The organism is Streptomyces sp. NPDC039736 (assembly GCF_055596485.1).
Window position 1 is genome coordinate 448,025 of the sequence record NZ_JBVIUQ010000003.1, and the last position, 20,679, is coordinate 468,703.

General features: G+C 74.1%; 22 protein-coding genes. 9 read left to right on the forward strand and 13 right to left on the reverse strand.

Annotated elements, in window-relative coordinates; genetic code table 11:
• Nucleotides 1-266 precede the first annotated feature (266 nt).
• A complete protein-coding gene (gene helR, locus ACZ56L_RS11440; protein WP_471063370.1) occupies nucleotides 267-2,495 on the forward strand; it encodes an RNA polymerase recycling motor ATPase HelR in 2,229 nt (742 codons plus the stop codon).
• A gap of 15 nt (nucleotides 2,496-2,510) precedes the next feature.
• Here helR and cutA read toward each other — a convergent pair whose 3' ends face one another.
• Nucleotides 2,511-2,879: a divalent-cation tolerance protein CutA gene (cutA, locus tag ACZ56L_RS11445; RefSeq protein ID WP_471063372.1), complete on the reverse strand. Its 369-nt coding sequence runs from the start codon at nucleotides 2,877-2,879 to the stop codon at nucleotides 2,511-2,513.
• Between the two features lie 24 nt (nucleotides 2,880-2,903).
• Nucleotides 2,904-3,389 carry a hypothetical protein gene (locus ACZ56L_RS11450; protein WP_471063374.1) on the reverse strand — a complete coding sequence of 162 codons (486 nt, stop codon included), beginning with the start codon at nucleotides 3,387-3,389 and terminating at the stop codon, nucleotides 2,904-2,906.
• A 295-nt stretch (nucleotides 3,390-3,684) separates the two neighbouring features.
• Here ACZ56L_RS11450 and ACZ56L_RS11455 point away from each other — a divergent pair, with 295 nt between their 5' ends.
• The 5 genes from ACZ56L_RS11455 (at nucleotide 3,685) to pdxR (ending at nucleotide 8,179) form a co-directional block, all read left to right on the forward strand.
• Nucleotides 3,685-4,269, forward strand: a complete 585-nt coding sequence (locus ACZ56L_RS11455) for a CGNR zinc finger domain-containing protein (RefSeq protein WP_345227732.1) — start codon at nucleotides 3,685-3,687, stop codon at nucleotides 4,267-4,269.
• A gap of 168 nt (nucleotides 4,270-4,437) precedes the next feature.
• On the forward strand, nucleotides 4,438-5,088 hold the full coding sequence (locus tag ACZ56L_RS11460) for a GNAT family N-acetyltransferase (RefSeq protein WP_471063376.1): 651 nt from the start codon (nucleotides 4,438-4,440) through the stop codon (nucleotides 5,086-5,088).
• Nucleotides 5,089-5,245: 157 nt separating this feature from the next.
• Complete coding sequence (locus ACZ56L_RS11465; RefSeq protein WP_468687146.1) at nucleotides 5,246-5,848, forward strand: LysE family translocator; 603 nt, start codon at nucleotides 5,246-5,248, stop codon at nucleotides 5,846-5,848.
• A gap of 1 nt (nucleotide 5,849) precedes the next feature.
• Nucleotides 5,850-6,569 (forward strand): B3/B4 domain-containing protein, encoded by a 720-nt coding sequence (locus ACZ56L_RS11470; RefSeq protein ID WP_468687148.1) that lies wholly within the window; start codon nucleotides 5,850-5,852, stop codon nucleotides 6,567-6,569.
• A gap of 32 nt (nucleotides 6,570-6,601) precedes the next feature.
• Nucleotides 6,602-8,179 carry a MocR-like pyridoxine biosynthesis transcription factor PdxR gene (gene pdxR, locus ACZ56L_RS11475; protein ID WP_471063378.1) on the forward strand — a complete coding sequence of 526 codons (1,578 nt, stop codon included), beginning with the start codon at nucleotides 6,602-6,604 and terminating at the stop codon, nucleotides 8,177-8,179.
• Between the two features lie 55 nt (nucleotides 8,180-8,234).
• On the opposite strand, the gene ACZ56L_RS11480 is transcribed toward pdxR, so the two are convergent.
• The 3 genes from ACZ56L_RS11480 to ACZ56L_RS11490 form a co-directional block, all read right to left on the reverse strand.
• Complete coding sequence (locus tag ACZ56L_RS11480; RefSeq protein WP_471063380.1) at nucleotides 8,235-8,822, reverse strand: GNAT family N-acetyltransferase; 588 nt, start codon at nucleotides 8,820-8,822, stop codon at nucleotides 8,235-8,237.
• Between the two features lie 79 nt (nucleotides 8,823-8,901).
• Nucleotides 8,902-9,630 (reverse strand): 4'-phosphopantetheinyl transferase family protein, encoded by a 729-nt coding sequence (locus ACZ56L_RS11485; protein ID WP_468687152.1) that lies wholly within the window; start codon nucleotides 9,628-9,630, stop codon nucleotides 8,902-8,904.
• 58 nt (nucleotides 9,631-9,688) lie between these two features.
• Nucleotides 9,689-10,261, reverse strand: coding sequence for a CGNR zinc finger domain-containing protein (locus ACZ56L_RS11490; protein WP_468687153.1), 573 nt, complete (start codon nucleotides 10,259-10,261; stop codon nucleotides 9,689-9,691).
• 143 nt (nucleotides 10,262-10,404) lie between these two features.
• On the opposite strand from ACZ56L_RS11490, the gene ACZ56L_RS11495 reads away from it, so the two are divergent.
• A complete protein-coding gene (locus tag ACZ56L_RS11495) occupies nucleotides 10,405-11,613 on the forward strand; it encodes an epoxide hydrolase family protein (protein WP_471063382.1) in 1,209 nt (402 codons plus the stop codon).
• 19 nt (nucleotides 11,614-11,632) lie between these two features.
• On the opposite strand, the gene ACZ56L_RS11500 is transcribed toward ACZ56L_RS11495, so the two are convergent.
• Nucleotides 11,633-13,063: a CoA transferase gene (locus tag ACZ56L_RS11500; RefSeq protein WP_471063384.1), complete on the reverse strand. Its 1,431-nt coding sequence runs from the start codon at nucleotides 13,061-13,063 to the stop codon at nucleotides 11,633-11,635.
• Nucleotides 13,064-13,253: 190 nt separating this feature from the next.
• Nucleotides 13,254-14,096, reverse strand: a complete 843-nt coding sequence (locus ACZ56L_RS11505; RefSeq protein ID WP_471063386.1) for an alpha/beta fold hydrolase — start codon at nucleotides 14,094-14,096, stop codon at nucleotides 13,254-13,256.
• Nucleotides 14,097-14,425: 329 nt separating this feature from the next.
• Here ACZ56L_RS11505 and ACZ56L_RS11510 point away from each other — a divergent pair, with 329 nt between their 5' ends.
• Entirely contained in the window at nucleotides 14,426-15,022 is a 597-nt protein-coding gene (locus tag ACZ56L_RS11510) for a GrpB family protein (RefSeq protein ID WP_471063388.1), read from the forward strand.
• On the opposite strand, the gene ACZ56L_RS11515 is transcribed toward ACZ56L_RS11510, so the two are convergent.
• The 6 genes from ACZ56L_RS11515 to ACZ56L_RS11540 all read right to left on the reverse strand — a co-directional run bounded on the left by ACZ56L_RS11515 (nucleotide 15,019) and on the right by ACZ56L_RS11540 (nucleotide 19,791).
• Entirely contained in the window at nucleotides 15,019-15,963 is a 945-nt protein-coding gene (locus tag ACZ56L_RS11515; RefSeq protein WP_471063390.1) for a DUF4344 domain-containing metallopeptidase, read from the reverse strand. The genes ACZ56L_RS11510 and ACZ56L_RS11515 overlap by 4 nt on opposite strands.
• Nucleotides 15,964-16,370: 407 nt before the next feature.
• Entirely contained in the window at nucleotides 16,371-16,850 is a 480-nt protein-coding gene (locus ACZ56L_RS11520; RefSeq protein WP_345227999.1) for a carboxymuconolactone decarboxylase family protein, read from the reverse strand.
• A 5-nt stretch (nucleotides 16,851-16,855) separates the two neighbouring features.
• Entirely contained in the window at nucleotides 16,856-17,935 is a 1,080-nt protein-coding gene (locus tag ACZ56L_RS11525; RefSeq protein WP_345227699.1) for an NAD(P)H-dependent amine dehydrogenase family protein, read from the reverse strand.
• Between the two features lie 60 nt (nucleotides 17,936-17,995).
• The gene (locus ACZ56L_RS11530) at nucleotides 17,996-18,808 is read right to left on the reverse strand and encodes a class I SAM-dependent methyltransferase (RefSeq protein ID WP_345227997.1); all 813 of its coding nucleotides are present in this window, start codon (nucleotides 18,806-18,808) and stop codon (nucleotides 17,996-17,998) included.
• Between the two features lie 50 nt (nucleotides 18,809-18,858).
• Entirely contained in the window at nucleotides 18,859-19,176 is a 318-nt protein-coding gene (locus tag ACZ56L_RS11535; protein ID WP_345227697.1) for a hypothetical protein, read from the reverse strand.
• A gap of 138 nt (nucleotides 19,177-19,314) precedes the next feature.
• Nucleotides 19,315-19,791 carry a MarR family winged helix-turn-helix transcriptional regulator gene (locus ACZ56L_RS11540; protein WP_471063392.1) on the reverse strand — a complete coding sequence of 159 codons (477 nt, stop codon included), beginning with the start codon at nucleotides 19,789-19,791 and terminating at the stop codon, nucleotides 19,315-19,317.
• A gap of 195 nt (nucleotides 19,792-19,986) precedes the next feature.
• Between ACZ56L_RS11540 and ACZ56L_RS11545 the strand changes: the two genes are divergently transcribed.
• Nucleotides 19,987-20,544 carry a quercetin 2,3-dioxygenase gene (locus tag ACZ56L_RS11545; RefSeq protein WP_471063394.1) on the forward strand — a complete coding sequence of 186 codons (558 nt, stop codon included), beginning with the start codon at nucleotides 19,987-19,989 and terminating at the stop codon, nucleotides 20,542-20,544.
• The last annotated feature ends 135 nt before the right edge of the window (nucleotides 20,545-20,679 follow it).

The window sequence follows — 20,679 nt, forward strand, 5'->3', positions numbered from 1 at the left end:
TCGGACGTTCAATCAACGATAGTTTTATGGGGTCCGGCACCCGTGAGCGGGCAAAAAAGAAAGGCAAGGAGGTAACCGCTCTCCTTGCCACTCTCAACTTATAGCTCATGGGGGGCCTTGCGGCAAGGCCCCGGTGCTGGTGCAGAATCGCGGATCTCAGCCGGAGCCGACCGGTGTCGACCGGCGTCGACGCGAGTCGACCGGGGCTGAAATCAGGGCTGACCAGAACCTTGCAGAAATGGGAGATCCCCGAGTTGCGTGCCACGTTGTCCGAAGCTGCCGCCACGACCCCCCTGCCCTCCAGCGCGTTCAACCTGCCCGACACTCTCTCCGCCAAGTCCGCCCCCGCGCTGATCGGCGCCGACGAAGCCCACTTCGCCGCCATCGCGAAGAGCCTCGCCGACACGATCGCCGAACTCTCCGCGAACCTCGACACCGCCCGCAGGGCGCCCGGCCGGCTCGGCCGTGAGGCGATGGACCGCGACTCCGAGATCCACCGCCTGACCGCCCGCCTGCGCACCCTGCGCCGCTTCGGCCTGGACCTGTGCCTGGGCCACTTCGTACCGGACGACGGCTCCGCGCCGGTGTACGTCGGCCGGCTCGGCCTGACCGACAACGAGGGCCGGCGGCTGCTGGTCGACTGGCGCTCCCCCGCCGCCGAACCCTTCTTCGCCGCCACGCACGCCCACCCGATGGGGCTGGCCAGCCGCCGCCGGTACCGCTGGAGCGACGGCCTGATCAGCGACTACTGGGACGAGGTGTTCACCGCCGACGGCCTGGAGGGGCATGCCGCCGCCCTGGACGACCAGTCCGCGTTCATCGCCAGCCTCGGCGGCGAGCGGTCGTCCCGGATGCGGGACGTGCTGTCCACCATCCAGTCCGACCAGGACGCCGTCATCCGCGCGGGCTCGCGCGGCGCGCTCGTGGTGGACGGCGGCCCGGGCACGGGCAAGACGGTCGTCGCCCTGCACCGCACCGCGCACCTGCTGTACGCGGACCCGCGCCTGGGGCACCGGCGCGGCGGCGTGCTGTTCGTCGGCCCGCACCGCCCGTACCTGGACTACGTCGCCGACGTGCTGCCGAGCCTGGGCGAGGAGGGCGTGCGGACCTGCGTCGTGGCGGACCTGGTCGCCGAGGGCGCGGACGCGCTGCCCGAGGCCGACCCGGAGGTGGCCCGGCTGAAGTCGTCCGTCGCGATGGTGCGGGCGATCGAGCCCGCCGTCGCGTTGTACGAGGAGCCGCCCGCCGAGGGCATGACGGTCTCCACGCACTGGGCGGACGTGTGGCTGAGCGCGAGCGACTGGGCCGCCGCCTTCGCCGCCGTGGAACCCGGCACCCCGCACAACGAGGCCCGCGACCAGATCCGCGAGGAACTGCTCACGATCCTCATGGACAAGCACGCGGACGAATACGGGGACGGGGACAGCGACGCGGATGAGGACGGCGAGTCCTCGGGCGTCTCCCCCCAGCTCCTGCGCCGCTCGCTGCTCCAGAACCGCGAGCTGATCGGCGCCCTCCACCGCGCCTGGCCGATCCTGGAGCCGACCGACCTGGTCGGCGACCTGTGGTCGGTGCCCGCCTACCTGCGCAAGTGCGCTCCGCACCTCACCGTGGACGAAGTGCGCGCCCTCCAGCGCAAGGACGCCCCGCACGCCTGGACGGTGTCCGACCTGCCGCTCCTGGACGCGGCCCGCCAGCGGCTCGGCGACCCCGAGTCCTCGGCGCGCAGGCAGCGCCACGAAGCGGCCGTCGCCGCCGAACGGGCACGCCGGGCCGACGTCATGGAGAGCATCCTGCAGAACGTCGAGATCGACGAGAGCGAGGGCGCGCTCGGCATGCTGCACGGGCAGGACATCAAGGACACCCTGATCGACGAGGACGGCCTGCCGACGGCTGAACCCGACCTCCTGGCCGGCCCGTTCGCGCACATCGTCGTGGACGAGGCGCAGGAACTGACCGACGCCGAATGGCAGATGCTGCTCCTGCGCTGTCCCTCGCGGAGCTTCACCGTGGTCGGCGACCGGGCGCAGGCCCGGCACGGTTTCACCGAGTCCTGGCGGGAGCGGCTGGAGCGGATCGGCCTGGACCGCATCGAGGTGGCCTCGCTCACCGTCAACTACCGCACGCCGGAGGAGGTCATGGCCGAGGCCGCCCCGGTGATCCGGGAGGCGCTGCCGGACGCGAACGTGCCGACGTCGATCCGCAGCAACGGCATCCCGGTGGGGCGCGGCGCGGCGGCGGACCTGGACGCGGTCCTGGACGGCTGGCTCGCCGAGCACCCGGAAGGGGTGGCGTGCGTCATCGGCGACGCCGGCTTCCGGCCGGTCTCGCCGCGCGTGCGCTCGCTGACGCCGACGCTCTCCAAGGGCCTGGAGTTCGACCTGGTCGTGCTGGTCGACCCGGAGAACTTCGGCGGGGGCATCGCGGGCGCGGTGGACAGGTACGTGGCGATGACGCGGGCGACGCAGCGGCTGGTGGTGCTGACGAGCGCGTGAGGCTCTTCGCGTCTCCTACGGGACCTGCGCCTCCCGCGTCTGTTCCGCGACCCACTCCAGGTAGGCCGGGCTGCCCGCGACCACCGGGACGGCGACCACCTCCGGGGTGTCGTAGTCGTGCAGCTCACCGATCCGGGCGGTGAGTTCGGGGAGGAGCTCGCCGCGTGTCTTGAAGTCGATGCGCCACTCCGTCGCCCGCTCGACCGCCCCCTGCCACCGGTACACGGACCGCACGGGGTACACCTGCGCGCAGGCGGCCAGCCGCTCGCCGATCACGCGGTCCGCCAGCTCGGCGGCCCCGGCCTCGCTGTCGGCGGTGGTGGTCAGGACGGCGTACGGGGTGGCAGGGAGGACCGGGTCCGGCATGGGGTTCGCGCTCGTCATGGCACCGAGCGTACGCAGCCCGCGTCAGGCCCGCCCCGCCCAGAACGCGTCCAGCGGCTGCGGGGTGGCGGCGGCGATGAGCTGGCGGGCCGTGCGGTGGGCCTTGGCGGCGGCTTCGGCGACCGTACCGAGGGAGTGGTTGACGGTCGACCCCTCGTAGACCAGGAGGAGTTGGTCGACCAGGAGGCCGGGGTCGGGGGTGCCGGTGGCCTCGGCGAGGGCGAGCATGCGGTCGCGCAGGGTGCGCTTGTGCTGGGCGACGACCGCGCGGACGACACCGTGCGGATGGTCGGACTCGTACTGGGCCTGGATGAAGGCGTTGCTGCGGAAGCCGTCGACGGGGGAGCCGCAGGCCCACTCGCGCAGGGCGTCGAAGACGGCGAGCAGCCGGGCGCGCGGGTCGTCCCCGGCGGCGTCGACGGCCGCGTCGAGAATGATGCGCCAGCGGGTCTGACGGCCGTCGAGGTAGGCGAGGAGGGCCGCGGTGCCGGTGGGTTCGAGGGTGTTCACGATTCCTCCCGGGGTGGGTGACGCCGGTAACGGACGGGGCGGCCGGGACGGGCCCTGGGCTCGCGCCGGGGACGGGGCCCCGGCCCGGGGCGGCACCGGTGCGCCGTGCCGGATCGCGTGCCCGGCGTCGATGCCGGACAGCACGTCCTTGACGGTCCGGGTGACACGGCGGAAGAGGGGACGCATGGGCGACGGTCCTTCCCGCGCGCCCGGCAGCTCGGCCGACCCGGGACACGCTAAGGGGTATGGTTCCCTTTCACGCATTACGCTAGCACGGAAAACGCGGGAGTAAGGCTTGAAAATTCAGTTTTCGCATTACGCCACCGGGGCGGGGGTCGCCACGGACCTCGTCAACACCTCCGCCCGCGTCCGCACGGACATCGGCGAAGTCCTCACCACTCCGCAGGCGTTGACCGCCTTCCTCGCCGAGCACGACGTACGACTTGACGCACTGCCGCCGGGAACGGCCCCGACCGAGGACGACCTGGCCGCCGTACTGGCCCTCCGTCAGGAGACGCGCGCACTGCTGGAGGCCGCCACCGAGGACGAGGTCGCCGAGGGCGCCAACCGCCTCACCGCCAGGGCCACGTCGGACCTCTCCCTCCTCCGGGACGACGACGGCCGCCTCCAGTGGCACATCGCCACCACCCCCGGCGCCTCCGTGGCGGACGAGCTCGCCGCCCTCGTGGGCACCGGCCTGCTCGGCGTGCTGCACACGCTCGGCCACAGCCGCTTCCGGCCCTGCCAGTCGCCGACCTGTACGGGCCTGTTCGTCGACACCAGCAAGGCGGGCCGGCGCTGCTACTGCATCCCGAACCTGTGCGGCAACCGCCTGCACGCCGCCAAGCACCGCGCCCGCCGGCGGGACGCGCAGCGGTGAGACCTCGCGGGTGCCGCCCGCCGCCTCCGCCCCGTGGGTCCCGTCCGCACGCGGCCGGTACGCGAGGTCGAGGACGGCACCGACGACGTGGCACGACGGACGGAACGAAGGCCCTCCGCCGGGAAATCCGCTGGCCCCACCCCGCGACCCCCGCTAGAAAGAGCTGCCATGAGCACCTCCACCTCCCCCGCCGCGGACCCGCGCGCCTTCACGCCCACCACACTGGACCTCGGCGACGCCCATCTGCGGCCCTGGAGCCGCAAGGACATCGAGGTGCCCTCCCTCGTACAGGGCCTGATGGACGGCGCGGCCGATCCCCGGACAGCCCTCTGGAACCCCCTCCGCACCGCCGACCGCGCCGCCGCCGTCAAGTGGATCGAGGTACGGGGGGACGCCTGGGACGCCGGGACCCTCGCCGCCTTCGCGCTGCTCGGCGGCCCCGCGACGGACCCCGGCACGGACCCGGGCCCCGGCGCCGGCCCCCGCTTCCTCGGTGGGCTCGGCGTGCGCTGGACCGACCGTTCCGACGGGCTCGGGATGATCGGGTACTGGCTGCTCCCCGCCGCGCGCGGCCGGGGCCTCGCGACCCGCGCGACGCTCGCCGCGGCCGAATGGGCGCTCCGCACGGCGGGCGTCCGCCGCCTCGAACTCGCCCACGCCGTCGAGAACGAGGCCTCCTGCCGGGTGGCCCTGCGCGCCGGTTTCCCCGCGGAGGGCACGCTCCGCGCCTCCTACCGCTTCGGCGACGGCGAATACCACGACGAACACCTCCACGCCCGCCTCGCCTCGGACCCGTCCCCCGCTCCCTCCGGAGCCTGACGGGACTCGGCCGGCACCCGTGCCGACGACGCCTCCGGATCGCCCGCCGTCCCCGGCACCGGACCCGATTGGACCTGCCGGGACGGTCGTCTTTGGCTCTTCTCGACGGGCCATGACCGCGCCAGAGTGAGAGGACCTTGAAACCAGGAGGTCCCCCTTGAGTCCCGCGTTCCTGCTCACCACCCTCGCCGTGGTGCTCACCCCCGGCCCCGGCGTGGTGTTCACCCTCGCCGCCGGGCTGTCCCACGGCCGCCGGGCGAGTCTGGTGGCCGCCTTCGCCTGCACGCTCGGCGTCGTACCGCATCTGCTGGCTTCGGTCACCGGGCTCGCGGCGCTGTTGAACGCCAGTCCGGTGGCGTTCGAGGCGGTGAAGTACCTCGGCGTCGGCTACCTGCTGTACATGGCGTGGGCGACGCTGCGCGACAGGGAGGCGCTGGAGGTGGGGCCGGCCGAGCGCCGCCCGGCCGGGCGGGTCGTCGTCTCCGGGGTGCTGATGAACCTGCTCAATCCCAAACTGACCATGTTCTTCGTCGCCTTCCTGCCGCAGTTCGTGCCTGCCGGGAGGTCGGGTTCGGTGGGCGCGATGCTGGAGTTGAGCGCCGTGTTCATGGCCCTGACCTTCGTCGTCTTCGCGGCGTACGGGGTGTCCGCGGCCGCCGTCCGGGACCGCGTGCTGGCCCGGCCCCGCGTGCTGACCGCGGTCCGGCGGGTGTTCGCCGTGTCCTTCGTCGGCCTGGGCGCACGGCTGGCGGTGGCCTGACGTGCGCTTTCGTCACGCCGATACGATCCGGGCCGCCCACCCCGAGCTGAGCGCGGGCGCGCTGTACGCCTCCGGGGTCCATCCGGCCGCCGACGTCGGCCCGCGGGTCGCGGAGTACACCGCCCGCGCGCTGGACCGGCTGGCGGACTCCGCCGAGGGACAGTTGCCCGAAGTGCTCGCCTGGCGGCGGACCTTCAGCCGTCTGGGCCTGAAGCCGACGCAGTACCGCTGCGCCTCCGAGTCCCTCCTGCGGCGCCTGCGCAAGGAGGGGTCGCTCCCCCGCATCCACCCCGTGGTGGACCTGTGCAACGCCCTTTCCGTCGCGTACGCGATCCCGGTCGCCGCCCTGGACGCCGACCGCGTCTCGGGCCCGCTCCTGGAGGTGCGGCCCGCCCGCGGCGACGAGCTCTACACCACCTTCGGCGGCGACACGGAACACCCCGCCCCGGGCGAGGTCACCTTCGTGGACTCCGCGAACCGGGCGCACGCCCGCCGCTGGACCAACCGCCAGAGCGGGCACTCGGCGGTCGGCCCGCACACCACCCGCATCCTGGTCGTCACGGAGGCCATGCACGAGGGCGGCGCGTCGGAAACGGTTCCGGCGCTGCTGAAGTCCCTCACCGACGAACTGTCCACGCACTGGCCCACATCCCCGGTGTCGGCCCTGCTCACCGCCGGGGCGCCGGAGTTCGCCTTCGGCCCCCCGGACTCTCCCGCGTGACACCATGGCCCCGGCCGACGAGGGGGGACCGGATGAGCGACGCCACGACCGCACCGCCCACCCGGGCGGCCCTCGTCCCCGCCCCCGCCGCGTACGGCTCCGACTTCCTCCAACTGGACCTCGGCGACGCCCCTTCCGGCGGCAAGGCGGACTGGCTCGCCCGGCGGCTCCGCACGGCGATAGCCGACGGACGGCTCGTCGTGGGCGCCAAGCTGCCGCCCACCCGGGTCCTCGCCGCCGAACTGGGCGTCTCGCGGGGCGTGGTCACCGAGGCCTACCGCCGCCTCACCGAGGACGGTCACGTCGAGGGCCGCCGACGCGGCGGAACCACGGTCGTCGCCGCCCCGCTCGGCCTCCCGCCGGCTCGCAACCGGCCGCCCCTGCTCACGCCCGGGGGCCAGGACGGACCCCCCGCACCAAGCCCGCCGGCCCTCTTCACCGGAGCCCCCGGCCCCGAGGTCTTCGACGCCCTGCGGGCTGCCGGGGCGCGGATCGACCTCACGCCCGGGCAGCCCGACCTCACCGCCTTCCCCCGCGCGGCCTGGCTGCGCGCCGAACGGGAGGTGCTGGCCGGGCTGTCGGCGGAGGACCTCGGGTACGGGGACCCGCGCGGCGCGCCCCGGCTGCGGCGCGCCGTCGCCGACTGGCTGGGGCGCAACCGGGGCATCCGGGTCGAGCCGGGCGACGTCCTCGTCGTCGCCGGTACGGCGCAGGCCCTCACCCTCCTGCACCCCGTGCTGCGCGCCGACGGCGTCCACAGCGTCGCCGTCGAGGACCCCGGTTCGCTCGGCACCCGCCAGCACCTGCTGCACGGCGACCTCACCACCCCGCCGGTACCGGTCGACGGGGACGGCGTCCGCGTCGACGCGCTGCGCGCCACCGGCGCCCCGGCGGTGCTGCTCACACCGGCGCACCAGTTCCCCACCGGGGTGGTGATGAGCGGGGAGCGCCGCCGCGAACTGCTGCACTGGGCGACGGCCGAACACGGCCTGATCCTCGAGGACGACTACGACGCCGAACACCGCTACGACCGTCCCCCCGTGCCCGCCCTCCGCGGCCTCCTCGCCGACCGGGTCTGCTACCTCGGCAGCGTCTCCAAACTCCTCGCCCCCGCCCTGCGCATCGGCTGGATAGTGCCGCCGCCCCGCCACCTGCGGGCCCTCACCGAGGCGAAGCGCTTCACCGACCTCGGCAACGCCGTCCTGCCCCAACTGGTGCTCGCCCACCTGATGGAGTCCGGCCGCCTGGAACGGCATCTGCGCCTGCTCCGGGGCCGCCACGTCCGACGCCGCGACGCGATGATCGCCGCCGTCGGGCGGCACCTGCCGGGCGCGGTGGTGCACGGCGCGGCGGCGGGCCTGCACCTGACGGTGACGTACCCCCATGGCGTCCCCGACACGGAGCTCGCCTCGGCCGCCCTCGCCCGGGGCGTGAAGTGCCAGCCCCTGTCCTGGCACCGCCAACTCCCCGGCCGCCCGGGCCTCGTCCTCGGTTACGCGGCGGGCCCGGCCGGTGCCGTCGCGGAAGGCGTGGAGATCCTGGGCCGGACCCTGCGGGAGCTGGCCGGCCCCGGGCAGCCGGTGCGGCCCGGGTACGTCGGCTCCCCGTGAGGACCCCGGCGCGGCCCGGCGGCCCGGCAGGCCCGGAAGGCGTGCGCGGAGTGGGTCACCGCCCGAGGCGGGCGCTCAACCGCGCCTTCGCCTCCGGCCATTCCTCCGCCAGCAGCGAGAAGTAGACCGAGTCGCGCCAGGTGCCGTCCGGGCGGCGGCGGTGGCGGCGCAGAACGCCCTCGCGCCGGGCGCCGAGCCGGGCGATGGCGGCCTGTGAGCGTTCGTTGCGGTGGTCGGTCTTGAGCTGGACGCGGCCCATGCCGAGGTCGTCGAAGGCGTGCGCGAGCAGGAGCAGTTTGCACTCGGTGTTGACCGGGGTGCGCCAGTACGCGCGCCCGTACCAGGTCCAGCCGATCTCCAGCCGCTCGTCCTCCTCCGAGACGTCCAGGTACGTCGTCCAGCCGACCGCCCGCCCGCTCTCCCGGTGGATCACGGCGAACGGCAGGTACGGCCCGTCGAGCACGCTCCGCAGCAGTTCCGCGAGTTCCGCCTCCGTCTGCGGTGCCGGACCGCCCTGCCACCGCCAGACCTCCTCGTCCCGGCCACCGGCCAGGAAGAGGTCGCCAAGGTGCTGCTCGGTGAGGGGTTCGAGGCGCACGTGGCGTCCGGTGAGCGTGACGGGGCGCGGGGTCTCGGCAGGCATGATCCCCAACGTAGCCAAGGTTTGACCTAGGAGCAACAGACTTTTGCTCTAGTACGAAAGGGGCTCATGCGGAAGGGGCTCAGGTGACGTACGCGAGAGCGGCGGCGTACCCCTCGGGGGCCCGGACGTCCGCGATCCGCCACCCCGGAACGTCCCCCGGCCGCTCCCCGGCCCCGACGTACGTATCGCCCAGAGGTACGGCGAGCCCCGTACCGGTGCCCTTCAGGTAGGCCTCCTTGCGGCACCAGCAGCGCCCGAAGGCGGCGGCGCGGGCGGGGTCGTCGCCCTGGAGGGCGGCCAACTCCCGCTGCTCACGGGGGTGCAGCACCTGAGCGACCTCGTCGACCTGACTCGGCGACGGCAGTATCTCGACGTCGACCCCGACCGGTGTCGTACCGAAGGCGAACATCACCAGGTCCGCGCTGTGCGAGAGCGAGAAGTGCAGCCCGCTGCCGGGGAGGGAGGGGCGCCCGTGCGGCTCGGGGCACAACGGGCAGTCCTCCCGCCCGAAGCGCACGGAGGCGGGCTCCTGGCGGAGGTACGCGCCGGCCAGCCCGCGCAGGGCGGCGTGCGCGACGAGATAGCGGACCCGGTCCTCCGCGCGCCGAAAGGCGGAGTGCCGCCGGCGCTCGGCGGGATCGAGGAGGGCCAGGGCCTCCGGGGCGTCCGGGGCGTCGTACGCCAGGATGCGCAGGGACCACAGGTCGGGGACGGCGCCGGGCGCCGGGAGCGGCCCGGGGAGGGCGCCGGGGGTCAGGGGGCGGGGCTCCGCGAGGGAGGCCGACGCGCGGTGTTCGGGTGCGGACATGACGGCCTCGGGAGTGGACGGAACACGGAAGGGCAGCATCTCACGCGGGTGTTCGAGCTCACGGGGCGGCGGTCGACCCACGTCGGTTCGCCTGGAAGCGGGCCTTCTTCTGACGGTTTCCGCACGTGTTCATGTCGCACCATCTGCGCGTGCGGCTGCGACTGGTGTCGAAGAAGGCCGCGAGGCAGGTCGGTGAGGCGCACAGGGCCAGCCTTCCGTCCCGATCGCCCGCGATGACGCCGACCGCGTCGGCGGCGATCACGCCGAGGGCGTCCTCCACGCCGGTGGCCGGGTGGAGCTGCCAGCGCCGCTCGCCCTCCGCGGTCAGGATCGCGGCGGCCCGCCCCCGGACGCTGCGTTCGTTGATCACACGGACCGCGGAGGCGGGCAGCGCCTGTTCCAAGGCGGCGGCTGTGGCGGCGGCATGGATCGCCTCCCGCAGTTCCCGGGCGAGGTCGAGCTGGGCCGGGGTGCAGCCGTCCACGGCGAGACCGCTCACCGCCAGCCAGTCGGCCAGCCGCCCCGGGGTGGGGATGCGCTCCACGGAGTCGCCGTGACGCTCCGACAGGGTTCCCGTGAAGCTGGTCGCCAGCACGGCGCCGAGGCGGAAGTCGGGGAAGGCAGCAGACATGGAACCACCTTAGCCGGTTGCGCGCGGACGCCAAGAGCGAGTAGAACCGTCATAGCCGGTTCCACTATGGGCCGGACCGGCTCCGGCACGACCCGTCCGGCTCCCCTGCGGCCCGACCGGCTCCACCACGGCCAGGAGGTCTCATGCCCCACCCGCCCCGCTCACCCCGTCGCTCCGACGACGTCCACGCGTTCGAAGCCCGCGCGTCCGACGCCGAACTCGCCGACCTGCGCGCCCGGCTGGCCGACGCGCGGCTGCCGGAGGCCGAGACGGTCCACCGCGCCGCGCCCGGTCCCGGCCGCTGGGAACAGGGCGTTCCGCTCGCCGACCTCGTCGAGGTCGTCACGTACTGGCGCACGGCGTACGACTGGCGGTCCTTCGAACAGCGCCTCGACCGGATCGGCCAGTTCCGCACGACCGTCGACGGTCTGGGCATCCACTTCCTGCACCGCCGGTCCGCGCGCCCGGACGCCACCCCCCTGGTCCTCACCCACGGCTGGCCGGGCAGCATCGCGGAGTTCGTGGACGTGGTGGACGAACTGGCCGACCCGCAGGACCCGGACGCGCCGGCGTTCCACGTCGTGGCCCCTTCGCTGCCCGGCTTCGGGTACAGCGACCGGCCGGACGCGACCGGTTGGGGGACGGAGAAGATCGCGGCCGCCTGGGTCGAACTGGTGGGACGGCTCGGTTACGACCAGTTCCTGGCCCACGGCGGCGACTGGGGCGGCGTCGTCACCACGGTGCTGGGCGGCAGGTTCCCGGAGCACGTGCTCGGCATCCACACGACGCTCGCGCAGCCGCCGCCCGGAAACACCACGGACGGCCTGACGGAGGCCGAACTGCGGTGGACCGAGGAGACGTACGACTTCTGGCACCACCGCACCGCGTACGCGAAGCAGCAGGCGACCCGGCCGCAGACCACCGGCTACGCGCTCGTCGACTCACCGGTCGGGCTGCTCGCCTGGATCCTGGACAAGTTCGCCGAATGGTCGGACACCTGGGACAGCCCGTTCGAGACGATGTCCCTGGACCGGGTCCTGGACAACGTCACCCTGTACTGGCTGACCCGGACCGGGGCGTCGTCGGCCCGCATCTACTACGAGAGCCACGACTCACTGGACCCCGGACTCCGGGTCGACGTCCCGTCGGCGATCACGACCTATCCGCGCGACATCGAGAAGTACCCGCGCGCCTGGGCGCGGGAACGGTACCGGCGGATCGTGCGCTGGAACACACCCGGCTCCGGGGGCCACTTCCCGTCCCTGGAGGTCACGGCCCCCTTCGTCCAGGACCTGCGGGCCGGACTCGCGGCGGTGCTGGCGGCCGGGCGGCAGGGGCCCGGCCCCGGGTGAAACCGGCGGGGAGCCCTTTTCAACGCCAGGCCGGGGCGTCCGCGCCCCACAGGCCCACCGGCCGCGCCCAGCCGTCCGGACCGCCCGCGTAGCCCACCGGCGGCAGCGCGTGGTCCAGCTTTCCGTACGGGGACTCGCAGGCCGTCATCCAGCGCCGGGCGTCGTACGCGCCCTCGGACGGTGCTTCCCGCCGTACCCCGTGCATCAGCCATGCGGCCGTACCGGCGAGCGAGTACCGCATCCGGCGGCCCCGGCCCGTCTCCTGACGTTCCGTCAGCCCGCGCAGTACGCCCGCCGCCACCAGGTACCCCGTTCCGTGGTCCAGGGCCTGCGCGGGCAGCGCGCCCGGCCGGCCGGACGCGGCCGCTGCGCCCGTCGCCTCAATCGCCGCGATGCCCGTCCCCGCCTGCACCAGGCTGTCGAATCCCCGCCGCCCCGCCCAGGGCCCCGTCCAGCCCCACGCGGACAACTGCGCCACGACCAGGCCCGGGTGGCGGTCCAGCAGGGCTTCCGGGGCGAGCCCGTGCCGGTCCAGGGCGCCGGGGCGGTACGCCGAGAGCACCACGTCCGCCGTGGCCAGCAGCTCCTCGAAGACCTCGCGGTCCCCCGCCGCGCCGAGGTCCAGCAGCGTCGACCGCTTCCCCATGCCGGTGTCGGCGTACGTGTCCGCGTCCTCCGGCAGTTGCGGCGCGTCCACCCGCAGCACGTCGGCCCCCAGCAGCGCCAGCGTCCGCCCGGCCACCGGCCCGGCGAGCACCCGGGTCAGGTCCAGGACCCGTACGCCGTCGGCGGGGGCCGCCACCGGGGCGCGGGCGGGCAGCCGCCGGGAGCCGCGCTCGGCCGCCTCCCGCATCTCCACCAGCGGAACCAATTCGTCCGGGGCGGCGGCAGGCGCGGGGGCCAGCGCCACCGCGAGGCCGCCGCCCGCGTACACCGTCTCCTGCACCTCCGCCGCCTCCCGGGTGGCGAGTTCGGCGGCCAGCACCCCGGCCAGCGCACGGTCGTCGCGTGAGCCGTCGCCCGGAATGCCGAGTGCGCGCAGCAGGCGGGCCCGGTGGTGCGGGTAGTTGGCGTGCGTACGCACCCAGTTGTCGGAGGTGCGCCAGAAACCGGAGAGCGGGGCGAAGGCGGTGGGCCCCCGGCCGTCGATCCGGAGGTGGCGCTCGCTGTGGAAGGCGGTGGCCACCGCACCCTCCGCCACCCGCACCTCCGGTATCCGCTGCGCCGCCGCCCGCTCTCCTGGCGTCCCCGTCCCGCCGCGCGCCGCCACCAGCTCGGCGGCGGCCAGCGAGCACGCCCCGACCGTGGCCCGCGCGAGCTGCCGCACCGGCAGTTTGGCCGACAGCACGTCTCCGGCACCGGCGTACGAGACCCGGCCGACGAGTTCCGGCCGCCCTCCCACGGCGGTCCAGGCGTGCAGGGTGGCGGCGTCGCGATCCGTAGGCGTCATGGCACTCAGCATGCCGCCGCCTGACACTCAGTGCCAATACTCTTGTTGGGCCCGACACCCCGTGCCGCACCAGCTCTGGGCTCAGGAGCGGTTTTCCGGAGGGGTCTGCTCTGCTCAGGCGAAGGTCGCCGCCGGGTACGTCGGGCGTCCGGCAGGCCGGGTCGAGGGGCGATCACGAGTCCCATCCCCGCTATGGCCGATCACATGGGGCCATGCGGTGGGCCGGGCCGGACTTCGTCCCGCCGTTCAGCAATACGTCCACAAACTCCTCCCGGGACTGCGCTTCCGCCGCGAACCACAGGCTCAGCCGGTGGTCCGCCGCGGGCAGCACCATCCGCACGTAAGCGGCGCGCGACGCATCGAGCGCCCCCGCGACCGCTTCGGTGACCGCCGGTGGAATCACCGCGTCGACGGCGGGCGTGACGAGCACCGCGCGCACGCCGGCGGGCAGCCTCCGGAAGACGTCCAGCGCGGGGGAGTTCCGCCAACTGTCGGGCGTACGGATGATCCCGGTGAACCCGTCGCCGAAGGCCACCGGCCAGGCCCGTGCCGCGTACACGGCGGGGGCGCAGAGGCCGACGGCAGCGACGCGGGGCCCGTAGTGCGCGGCGAGGTCCGCGACGGTCTGCCCGCTCATGCTGAAGCCGACGAGGACGAGGGGGGCTCGGGTGGGCAGACAGGCGTCGACGACGGCACGGGCCTGCTCGAACCGCCGCCGCAGGCTCGACCGGCCCAGTGTGCCGGTGCTTTCGCCGTGGCCGGAGAAGTCGAAGGCGAGGGCGTGGTGCCCGCGTGCGGCGAAGGCCGTGGCGAGGACGGTGGGGCTCTGCTTGTCGCCGTTGCCGGCGCCGTGGAGGACGAGTACGGCGTGGGGCGTGGGCGAGAGGGTGGTGAGGGCTGTGAGGGTTGCCGGGGCCGTGAAGGCGGCGGGGGCTGCCGGGGCCGCCTTCGCTGCCGGGACCGCCTGGGCGCAGGCGAGGAGTTCACCGTCCGAGGGGAAGGTGAAGTGCCGTACCAGTGGGGCATGTTGCACCGCCCCCAAGGCCGCCACACCCTGCCACTCCGGCACCACCCCGCCCCCTGCCTCCAGCGGCGGCCCGGACCCTCTCCCTTCCAGCACAGGCCCGGCCCCCTCCTCCAGCGCCGCCCCGGGCAGTCTCTCCCCCGGTACGGGCCCGGACCGCCTTCCCTCCGGTATCAGCTCGCCCGCCCCCGGCACCGGACCGCTCGTCGCCCCTGCCACCGGGCCACTGGTCGCCCCCGCCGCGCACTCGCCGGTCATACGATCCCCGCCCTCCGCCGTGCCGACGCAACCACCGCCCGCACCCTACCGACCGATCGCCCCCTCCTAGACTCATCCGAATGACCGGAACCCCGGCGCAGCCTGGCGCCACCCGCCCCGTCCTCGTCCCGCACTCCGCCGACTGGCAGGCCCAGGGGCGCGCCCTCACCGACGACCTGCTGACCGCCCTCGCGCCCCTGGCCGCCCGGGTCGAACACATCGGCAGCACCTCGATTCCCGGCATGACCGCCAAGCCCGTCCTCGACCTCCAGGCGAGCGTCGCGGACCTGTCGGCGGCCGAGGCAGCCTTCGCCGGCCCCCTCGCGGCGCGCGGCTTCCAGCTCTCCCCGCACCGACACGACCACGTCCCGGCAGGTCTCGACGACGACCCGGCGCACTGGACCAAACGGCTCTGGACGCGCCGGGAGGCCGCCGGCCACTCCGCCGTCAACCTGCACGTGCGCCGCACAGGTTCGCCCAACGAACGCTTCGCGCTCCTCTTCCGCGACTGGTTCCGCGCGCACCCGGAGGCCATCGCGTCGTACGCCCGCTTCAAGCAGGAACTCGCGGGCGTGGTCGACAGCACGGACGTGTACGCGGACGTGAAGGACCCGGTGGTCGACCTGGTGATCACGGTCGCGGAACCCTGGGCTGCGGCAACCGGCTGGAAGCCCTAGCCGCCGAGGGCCCGCCCGTCTCCGGAGCCGGCTACTGGGGGTTCCGTCCGCAACACCGGCCCCAGCGCCCTCATCCACCCCTCACGCACGCCCTTCCACTCGTCGGCACATCCGGCCGCCCGCGCGGCGGGCAGGGCGCGCGGGCCGGTGAGGCCGAGCAGGTGGCGGCGGGAAGCGGGGACGGCACCGTAGGCGTAGCAGCGCAGGGAGACGGCACGGTCACGGTCGGACGAGTGCCCACCGTGCCCTCCCCCGGCCGTGTCCGTGCCGTCCCCCGCACCCTCTGGATCGTCCTCGTACAGCTCGGCGAGCACCGCCCACCCGTCAGCCGCGTACAGCACCCGCCGCACCCCGGCCTCCCCCTCCCGCAGCAGCATCAGCGCGGCGAAACGGTCCGCCGCGTCCTCCTCGTTGCCCGCGACCCGGACACCGGCCCGGTCGACCAGAGCGTGCGCGACCTCGTGGTACAGCGTTTCGAGGAGTACGGCCGCCACCTCGTCGTCGGTCGCCCTCCGCCCGCCTTCCCGGAGGGCCGTACGCGTCTCGGCGATCTCGTCGTAGCAGAGCTCGATCCGGCGCTTCTCCGGGTCGTACGAAGAGCCCTCCCCCGCGCAGGAACGCGTCAGCAGGGCGATCGGCTCGCGCCCCCGCCAGTCCAGCAGCGAACCCAGCGCGGCCTCGGCCGCCCGCATCACCCGCCGCTCGTGCAGGAACCGCACCCCGGGCCGGTCGGCGGCGGCCGGCGCCTCGTACCGCACGGCGAGAACCGGCCGCTCCGCCCGCTCCCCCACAACCGGCCGCTCCGGCCCGGGCTCCGCCCCGCCGGGCCCCGCACAGGCCGTCGCCGCCAGCAGAGCGGCGCCCAGCACCAGCACGGCCCTCCGGGCACGGTTCCGGGCACGCCCGCCGCGCTTCCGCGCACCCGAATCGCCGAGAGTCATCCGCCCATCCTGTCCCAGACCGTGCGCCGGGGCCCGGACGGGGACTGAAGGGACCGGAGGGACCGGCAAACCGAAGACTTCTCGCCGCCGCCGACCAGGCAGACGTCCGGGCCGCCCGCACAGACGGATGCCCCGCGGCCGGGGGGGGAGTGGCCGAGGGGCATCCAGGGTGCTCAGCAGGCCGGGGGGATGTGCCTGCGAGCTCGGGTCGAAGGGGCTTGTTCCCCCGCCCACGACGGGCATGCACCCCTACCCGAAAATTCTTCCGCGACTGACGCCCCCCTCCTCCCCGCCCACACCGACCGCTCGCCGCGTCCCCCGCCCCGGGGGTGATCGTCGGCGGCGCGCAGTGGTCCTCGCAGGGCAGCCGCGCGCGGCATGCCGATCGGGCTGGAGGCAGCGGGCCCTCAGTGCCCCGGCAGCACACACCTCGCGTCCAGTCCCAGCACCCGGTTGAGCCTCCCGAACGCCAGCCAGGAGCCCAGGCACATGGTCAGTTCCACGATCTCGCCCTGCGAGTAGCTCCCCGTCATCCGCTCCCAGAACTCCTCGTCCAGGCCATGGTGATCGAGGGCGTACCGCTCGGCGTACTCCGCCGCCAGCCGTGTCCGCCCGTCGAGCGAGTCGGCCGTGCGCCACGCCTCGACCGCCCCCGCGAATCCCTCCTCGACCTTCTCGCCGTCCCGGTCGGTCCGCCAGTCCAGGCAGAACAGGCACCCGTTGAGCTGCGCGATCCGCAGCCGCGCCGCCTCGAACTCGCGCAGTCCGAGCGTCGTATGGGCGTACACGGCCAGCGAGAAGTCCGCCGCGGCCGGCCCGATGCCGGGCACCATGTCACCCCACACGTACTCGATCGGGTCCTTGCCCTCCGGTACGTCGATCTCGATGCCGCTCATGCCGAACCCCTTCCCAGCCGCCCCCGCGCCGCCCGCAGGGGCACGTCCAGTGCGTCGTAGATCCCGGCCGGGGCCCCGACCAGCCAGTCGATCGCGTTCACCAGCCGCCCCACCGCCGTGGCGTTGCCGCCCGCCGAGCGGTTCTCGTCCTCGTCGCTCGCCTCGACGGTGACCTCGATACGGGGCCGCCCCTCGACGATCACCCGGTGCGCCCCGACCCCGTCCGGCGGCGTGGGCCAGTCCGGCGCGCACGACGGATGGATGCGGGTGACGTGCTCGATCACCAGTCTCGGCACGCCCCCCACCACCCCCTGCACCTCGAACCGCACCGCGCCCTGCGTCCCCGCCTCGAACGCGCCCATGGTGCGGGTGGTGACGGTCCGCTCCAGCGGCCGCCGGGCCACCGTCTCCCGTATCTCCTCGATCTCGACACCCAGGGCCCGGGCCATGAGGCGCAGTTGCCCGCCCCACACCATGGTCGGCACGGACTCCGTCAGCATGGGCGCGGCGTAGTCCAGCGGACGCCCCATCCCGATCAGATCGCGGACCGACTCCGGCTGGTCGTACGTCGAGTAGTCGAAGACCTCCTGGCAGCGCAGGCCGTCGATCCTGCTCCCGAGCCCGCTGACGAGCAGGGGCAGCACATCGTTCCCCCACCCCGGATCGACCCCGGAGACGAAGAGGGCGCCGCCGCCCGCCTCGGCGGCCTCCTGGAGGGGTTCGACCAGTTCGGGCGGGGCGCTCGGCGGATCGTAGAGCGCGTACAGCGCGGGCGTGACGACGACCGCTCCGCTGCGCAGCGCCCTGACGACGTCCGCGTGGGCGTCGTCGGGACGCAGGTCGCCGGAGGCCGCGTAGACGACCGCCCGGGGCCGTGCGGCCAGCACCGCGCCGACGTCGTCGACCGCGCGCACCCCCACCTCCCTCCCCATTCCGGCGAGGTGCCCGGCATCACGCCCGACCTTGGCCGGGTCGTGGACGAGTACGGCGGTGAGTTCCAGCTCCGGGTGCGCGTCGACGGCACGGACAGCCGCCCGGCCGACGTTCCCCGTGCCCCAGACGACCGTGGGAATCATGCGGCGGAGGGTAGCGCGGGGGTGCCGAGGTTCCCATAGCCGTGCGCATACCGCCGCTCGTCATTTCTCCGCGAGCAACGCGTACAGCAGCGGTACGCGCGGCGCGGTGTCCGGCAGCCTCCACCAGCCGCCGGGGGTGCGGACCATGTCCGGCCAGCGCGGCCACGGGAGCTCGTCGCTCTCCCGCAGCCGGACGATCCGCAGCCCCGCCCCAACGAGGGCGGTCACGACCTCGCCCAGCCCGTGGGTCCACTCGAAGCACTCGGTGGCGTCCTGGACGGGCGGACCGTCGGTGTACGTGTACGTGGCGTCCCTGCGGACGGCGCCCCGCCCGTCCAGGCAGTCGTGCCGCAACAGGAGTTCGGGCCCCTCACCGGGAGCGGGGGACGGCCCGAGGGAGCTGAGCACGGGGTGGAACTCGGCCAGGTACAGCCGTCCGCCGGGGCGCAGCAGCGCGGCGACGGTGTGCGCCCAGCGGTCGAGGTCGGGCAGGTAGCAGAGCGCTCCCTTGCCCGTGTAGACGACGTCGAAGCGGTGGGCGCCCAGCACCTCCTGGGCGTCGTACACGTTCGCCTGGACGTACGTCACGGGCAGCCCGGCGTCGGCGGCCAGCCGGCGGGCCGCCGCGACGGACTCGCCGGAGAGGTCGAGGCCCGTGGTGCGGGCGCCCTTGGCGGCGAAAGCCAGGGTCTCCGTACCGAGATGGCACTGGAGGTGCGCCAGCTCGCGTCCGGCGAGGTCTCCGAGGTCGGCCCACTCGTACTCCGCGAACCAGCGCTCGGGGCGGGCTTCGGGCGAGTGGACGTCGTAGAAGCGGCTGGCGAGGTGGACGGGGGTGCGGGCGTCCCAGTTCGCCTCGTTGGCCCGCATCATCGTGCGTACGGCGGGCGCGAACTCCTCGGAGCCCCGGGGCCCTGTCCCGCTCACTCGGTGTCGATCCCGGACAGGGCGGCGGGGCCCATGGGCGCGGCGTTCTCGTCCAGACCGGCCGCGCGCAGGGCCGTCTCGGCGATCCGGCGGGCCTCGGTCTCGGCCTCGCCGGTGGTGGCGGCCTGCACTTCGAGGCGGATGACGAAGGTGGAGTTCTCCTCGTCCAGGGTGAGCCTGTCCATGTCCTCCGCCTCGCCGAGCGCGGTGTGCCGGGGGTCGGCGGGGCTCAGCTCACGCAGCAGGGTCGCGTGGGCGGCGGGAGTCAGCTTGTCGAGCAGGGTGCCGGGGAGGGTGACGACGTAGGTGGTCATCCTGGGACCGTACCCGGGCAGGGCGGGCTAAATCGGTGGGCCGGCGAGCGGCGCCGCCGGGAACCGCCCCCGGCCGGCGCGCGCCGCGACGGGCGAGGGCGAACACCCTGACCGATACGGGCCTGCCGCACGGGCCGGTCAGCCCGCCTCGGACGGCCCCGCCTCGGGTTGCCCCGCCTCCGCCCGCAACGGGCTCCCCCAGTCCAGCTCCAGCGAAGCCCGCATCGCGGCCACCGCCTCCGCGCCGATCCGGTCCGCGAGCACGCCCTCCAGCCGGGTGAGCACGTCCTCCGCCTGCCGGTGCGTGCGCTCCCCCTCCGCGGTGCGCCGCACCAGACGCCGCCGGGCGGACTCCGGGTCGGGAAGCTGTTCGAGCAGACCGGCGGCGATGAGCCCGTGCACCGCCTGATGCGCGGTCTGCCGGGTGACGCTCATCCGCCGAGCCAGCTCCGAGACGGTCGTGCCGTCCTCGTCGAGTACGGCGAACAACTGCACCTGCGTCGGCGACACGGGGACGACCCCGGCCTCCTCCAGCGCCGCCAGCAGCCCCTCCTCGAACCAGCGCCGGGCATCGCTGAGCAGGTGCGGGAAGCCGTGGCGGCGGGTCGGGGGCATGGTCTGCGTCGGTTCCTCGGGTGAGCACGGGCGGAACCGGAATCGTATCCAGGCACATGGAACACCGCACTCAGGCAAACGGCCCCCCGCCCTCCCGCACACGGGCCCCCGGCACGCGGAGCTTGCCTCTTCCCCACCTCCCATGTCAGGCTGCCTGACATTCCATGTGACCGCCGAACGACGCAAGGGGCCCGCATGACCATCGAGTACGCCACCCGCTACCGCACCGCATCGCGCATACCAGCCGATCCCACAAAGCCGTACTTCATCGAGAAGGGCGAGGGCGACCGCGCACACCTCTTCGGCGACCTGATCACCGTCTACGCGGGCGGCGAGCAGACCGAGAACACCTTCAACTTCTTCACCGTGGAGGGCCCGAAGGGCGACATCATCCCGGCGCACGTGCACGCCGACACGCACGAGGTCTTCTACATCACGCAGGGCGCGGTGCGGCTGTTCGTCGAGGACACCGAGGGCGTCCAGCAGGAGAAGCTGCTCACGCCGGGCGACTTCGGCTTCGTGCCGAAGAACTGCAAGCACGCATACCGCATGGAGCGCGAGCACAGCCAGGTCGTCGGTGTCGCGGCCGGCCCCGGCGGCACCTTCGAGCGCTTCTTCGAGACGCTCGGCGCCCCGGCCGACGCGCTCGGCCTGCCGCGCGAGCCGGTGATCCCGGAACCGCACAAGTTCGGCAGCGTGCCGGAACAGTTCGACGTGCGCTTCCTGCTCGACCACGAGTGGCGGACCCGGTGACGGGACACACGCCCGCGCCCGCCGCACGAGGGCTTTCCGCACAAGAGGCCTCCGCACAAGGGGTTTCCGTGCACGGGCTTCCCGTACGAGAGCCCTCCGTACGGGAACTGATCGCGGCCCCGCATCCCGATCACG

Bases quoted from the DNA above. Each gene is read 5' to 3' on its own strand.
- ACZ56L_RS11480 (WP_471063380.1), bottom strand. From the start codon at position 8,822: ATGCCTGCCGAGACCCCGCGCCCCGTCACGCTCACCGGACGCCACGTG.
- pdxR (WP_471063378.1), top strand. From the start codon at position 6,602: ATGAGCGACGCCACGACCGCACCGCCCACCCGGGCGGCCCTCGTCCCC.
- ACZ56L_RS11525 (WP_345227699.1), bottom strand. From the start codon at position 17,935: ATGATTCCCACGGTCGTCTGGGGCACGGGGAACGTCGGCCGGGCGGCT.
- ACZ56L_RS11515 (WP_471063390.1), bottom strand. From the start codon at position 15,963: ATGACTCTCGGCGATTCGGGTGCGCGGAAGCGCGGCGGGCGTGCCCGG.
- ACZ56L_RS11460 (WP_471063376.1), top strand. From the start codon at position 4,438: ATGAGCACCTCCACCTCCCCCGCCGCGGACCCGCGCGCCTTCACGCCC.
- ACZ56L_RS11530 (WP_345227997.1), bottom strand. From the start codon at position 18,808: ATGATGCGGGCCAACGAGGCGAACTGGGACGCCCGCACCCCCGTCCAC.
- ACZ56L_RS11510 (WP_471063388.1), top strand. From the start codon at position 14,426: ATGACCGGAACCCCGGCGCAGCCTGGCGCCACCCGCCCCGTCCTCGTC.
- cutA (WP_471063372.1), bottom strand. From the start codon at position 2,879: ATGACGAGCGCGAACCCCATGCCGGACCCGGTCCTCCCTGCCACCCCG.
- ACZ56L_RS11490 (WP_468687153.1), bottom strand. From the start codon at position 10,261: ATGTCTGCTGCCTTCCCCGACTTCCGCCTCGGCGCCGTGCTGGCGACC.
- ACZ56L_RS11500 (WP_471063384.1), bottom strand. From the start codon at position 13,063: ATGACGCCTACGGATCGCGACGCCGCCACCCTGCACGCCTGGACCGCC.
- ACZ56L_RS11535 (WP_345227697.1), bottom strand. From the start codon at position 19,176: ATGACCACCTACGTCGTCACCCTCCCCGGCACCCTGCTCGACAAGCTG.
- ACZ56L_RS11485 (WP_468687152.1), bottom strand. From the start codon at position 9,630: ATGTCCGCACCCGAACACCGCGCGTCGGCCTCCCTCGCGGAGCCCCGC.
- ACZ56L_RS11540 (WP_471063392.1), bottom strand. From the start codon at position 19,791: ATGCCCCCGACCCGCCGCCACGGCTTCCCGCACCTGCTCAGCGATGCC.
- ACZ56L_RS11545 (WP_471063394.1), top strand. From the start codon at position 19,987: ATGACCATCGAGTACGCCACCCGCTACCGCACCGCATCGCGCATACCA.
- ACZ56L_RS11495 (WP_471063382.1), top strand. From the start codon at position 10,405: ATGCCCCACCCGCCCCGCTCACCCCGTCGCTCCGACGACGTCCACGCG.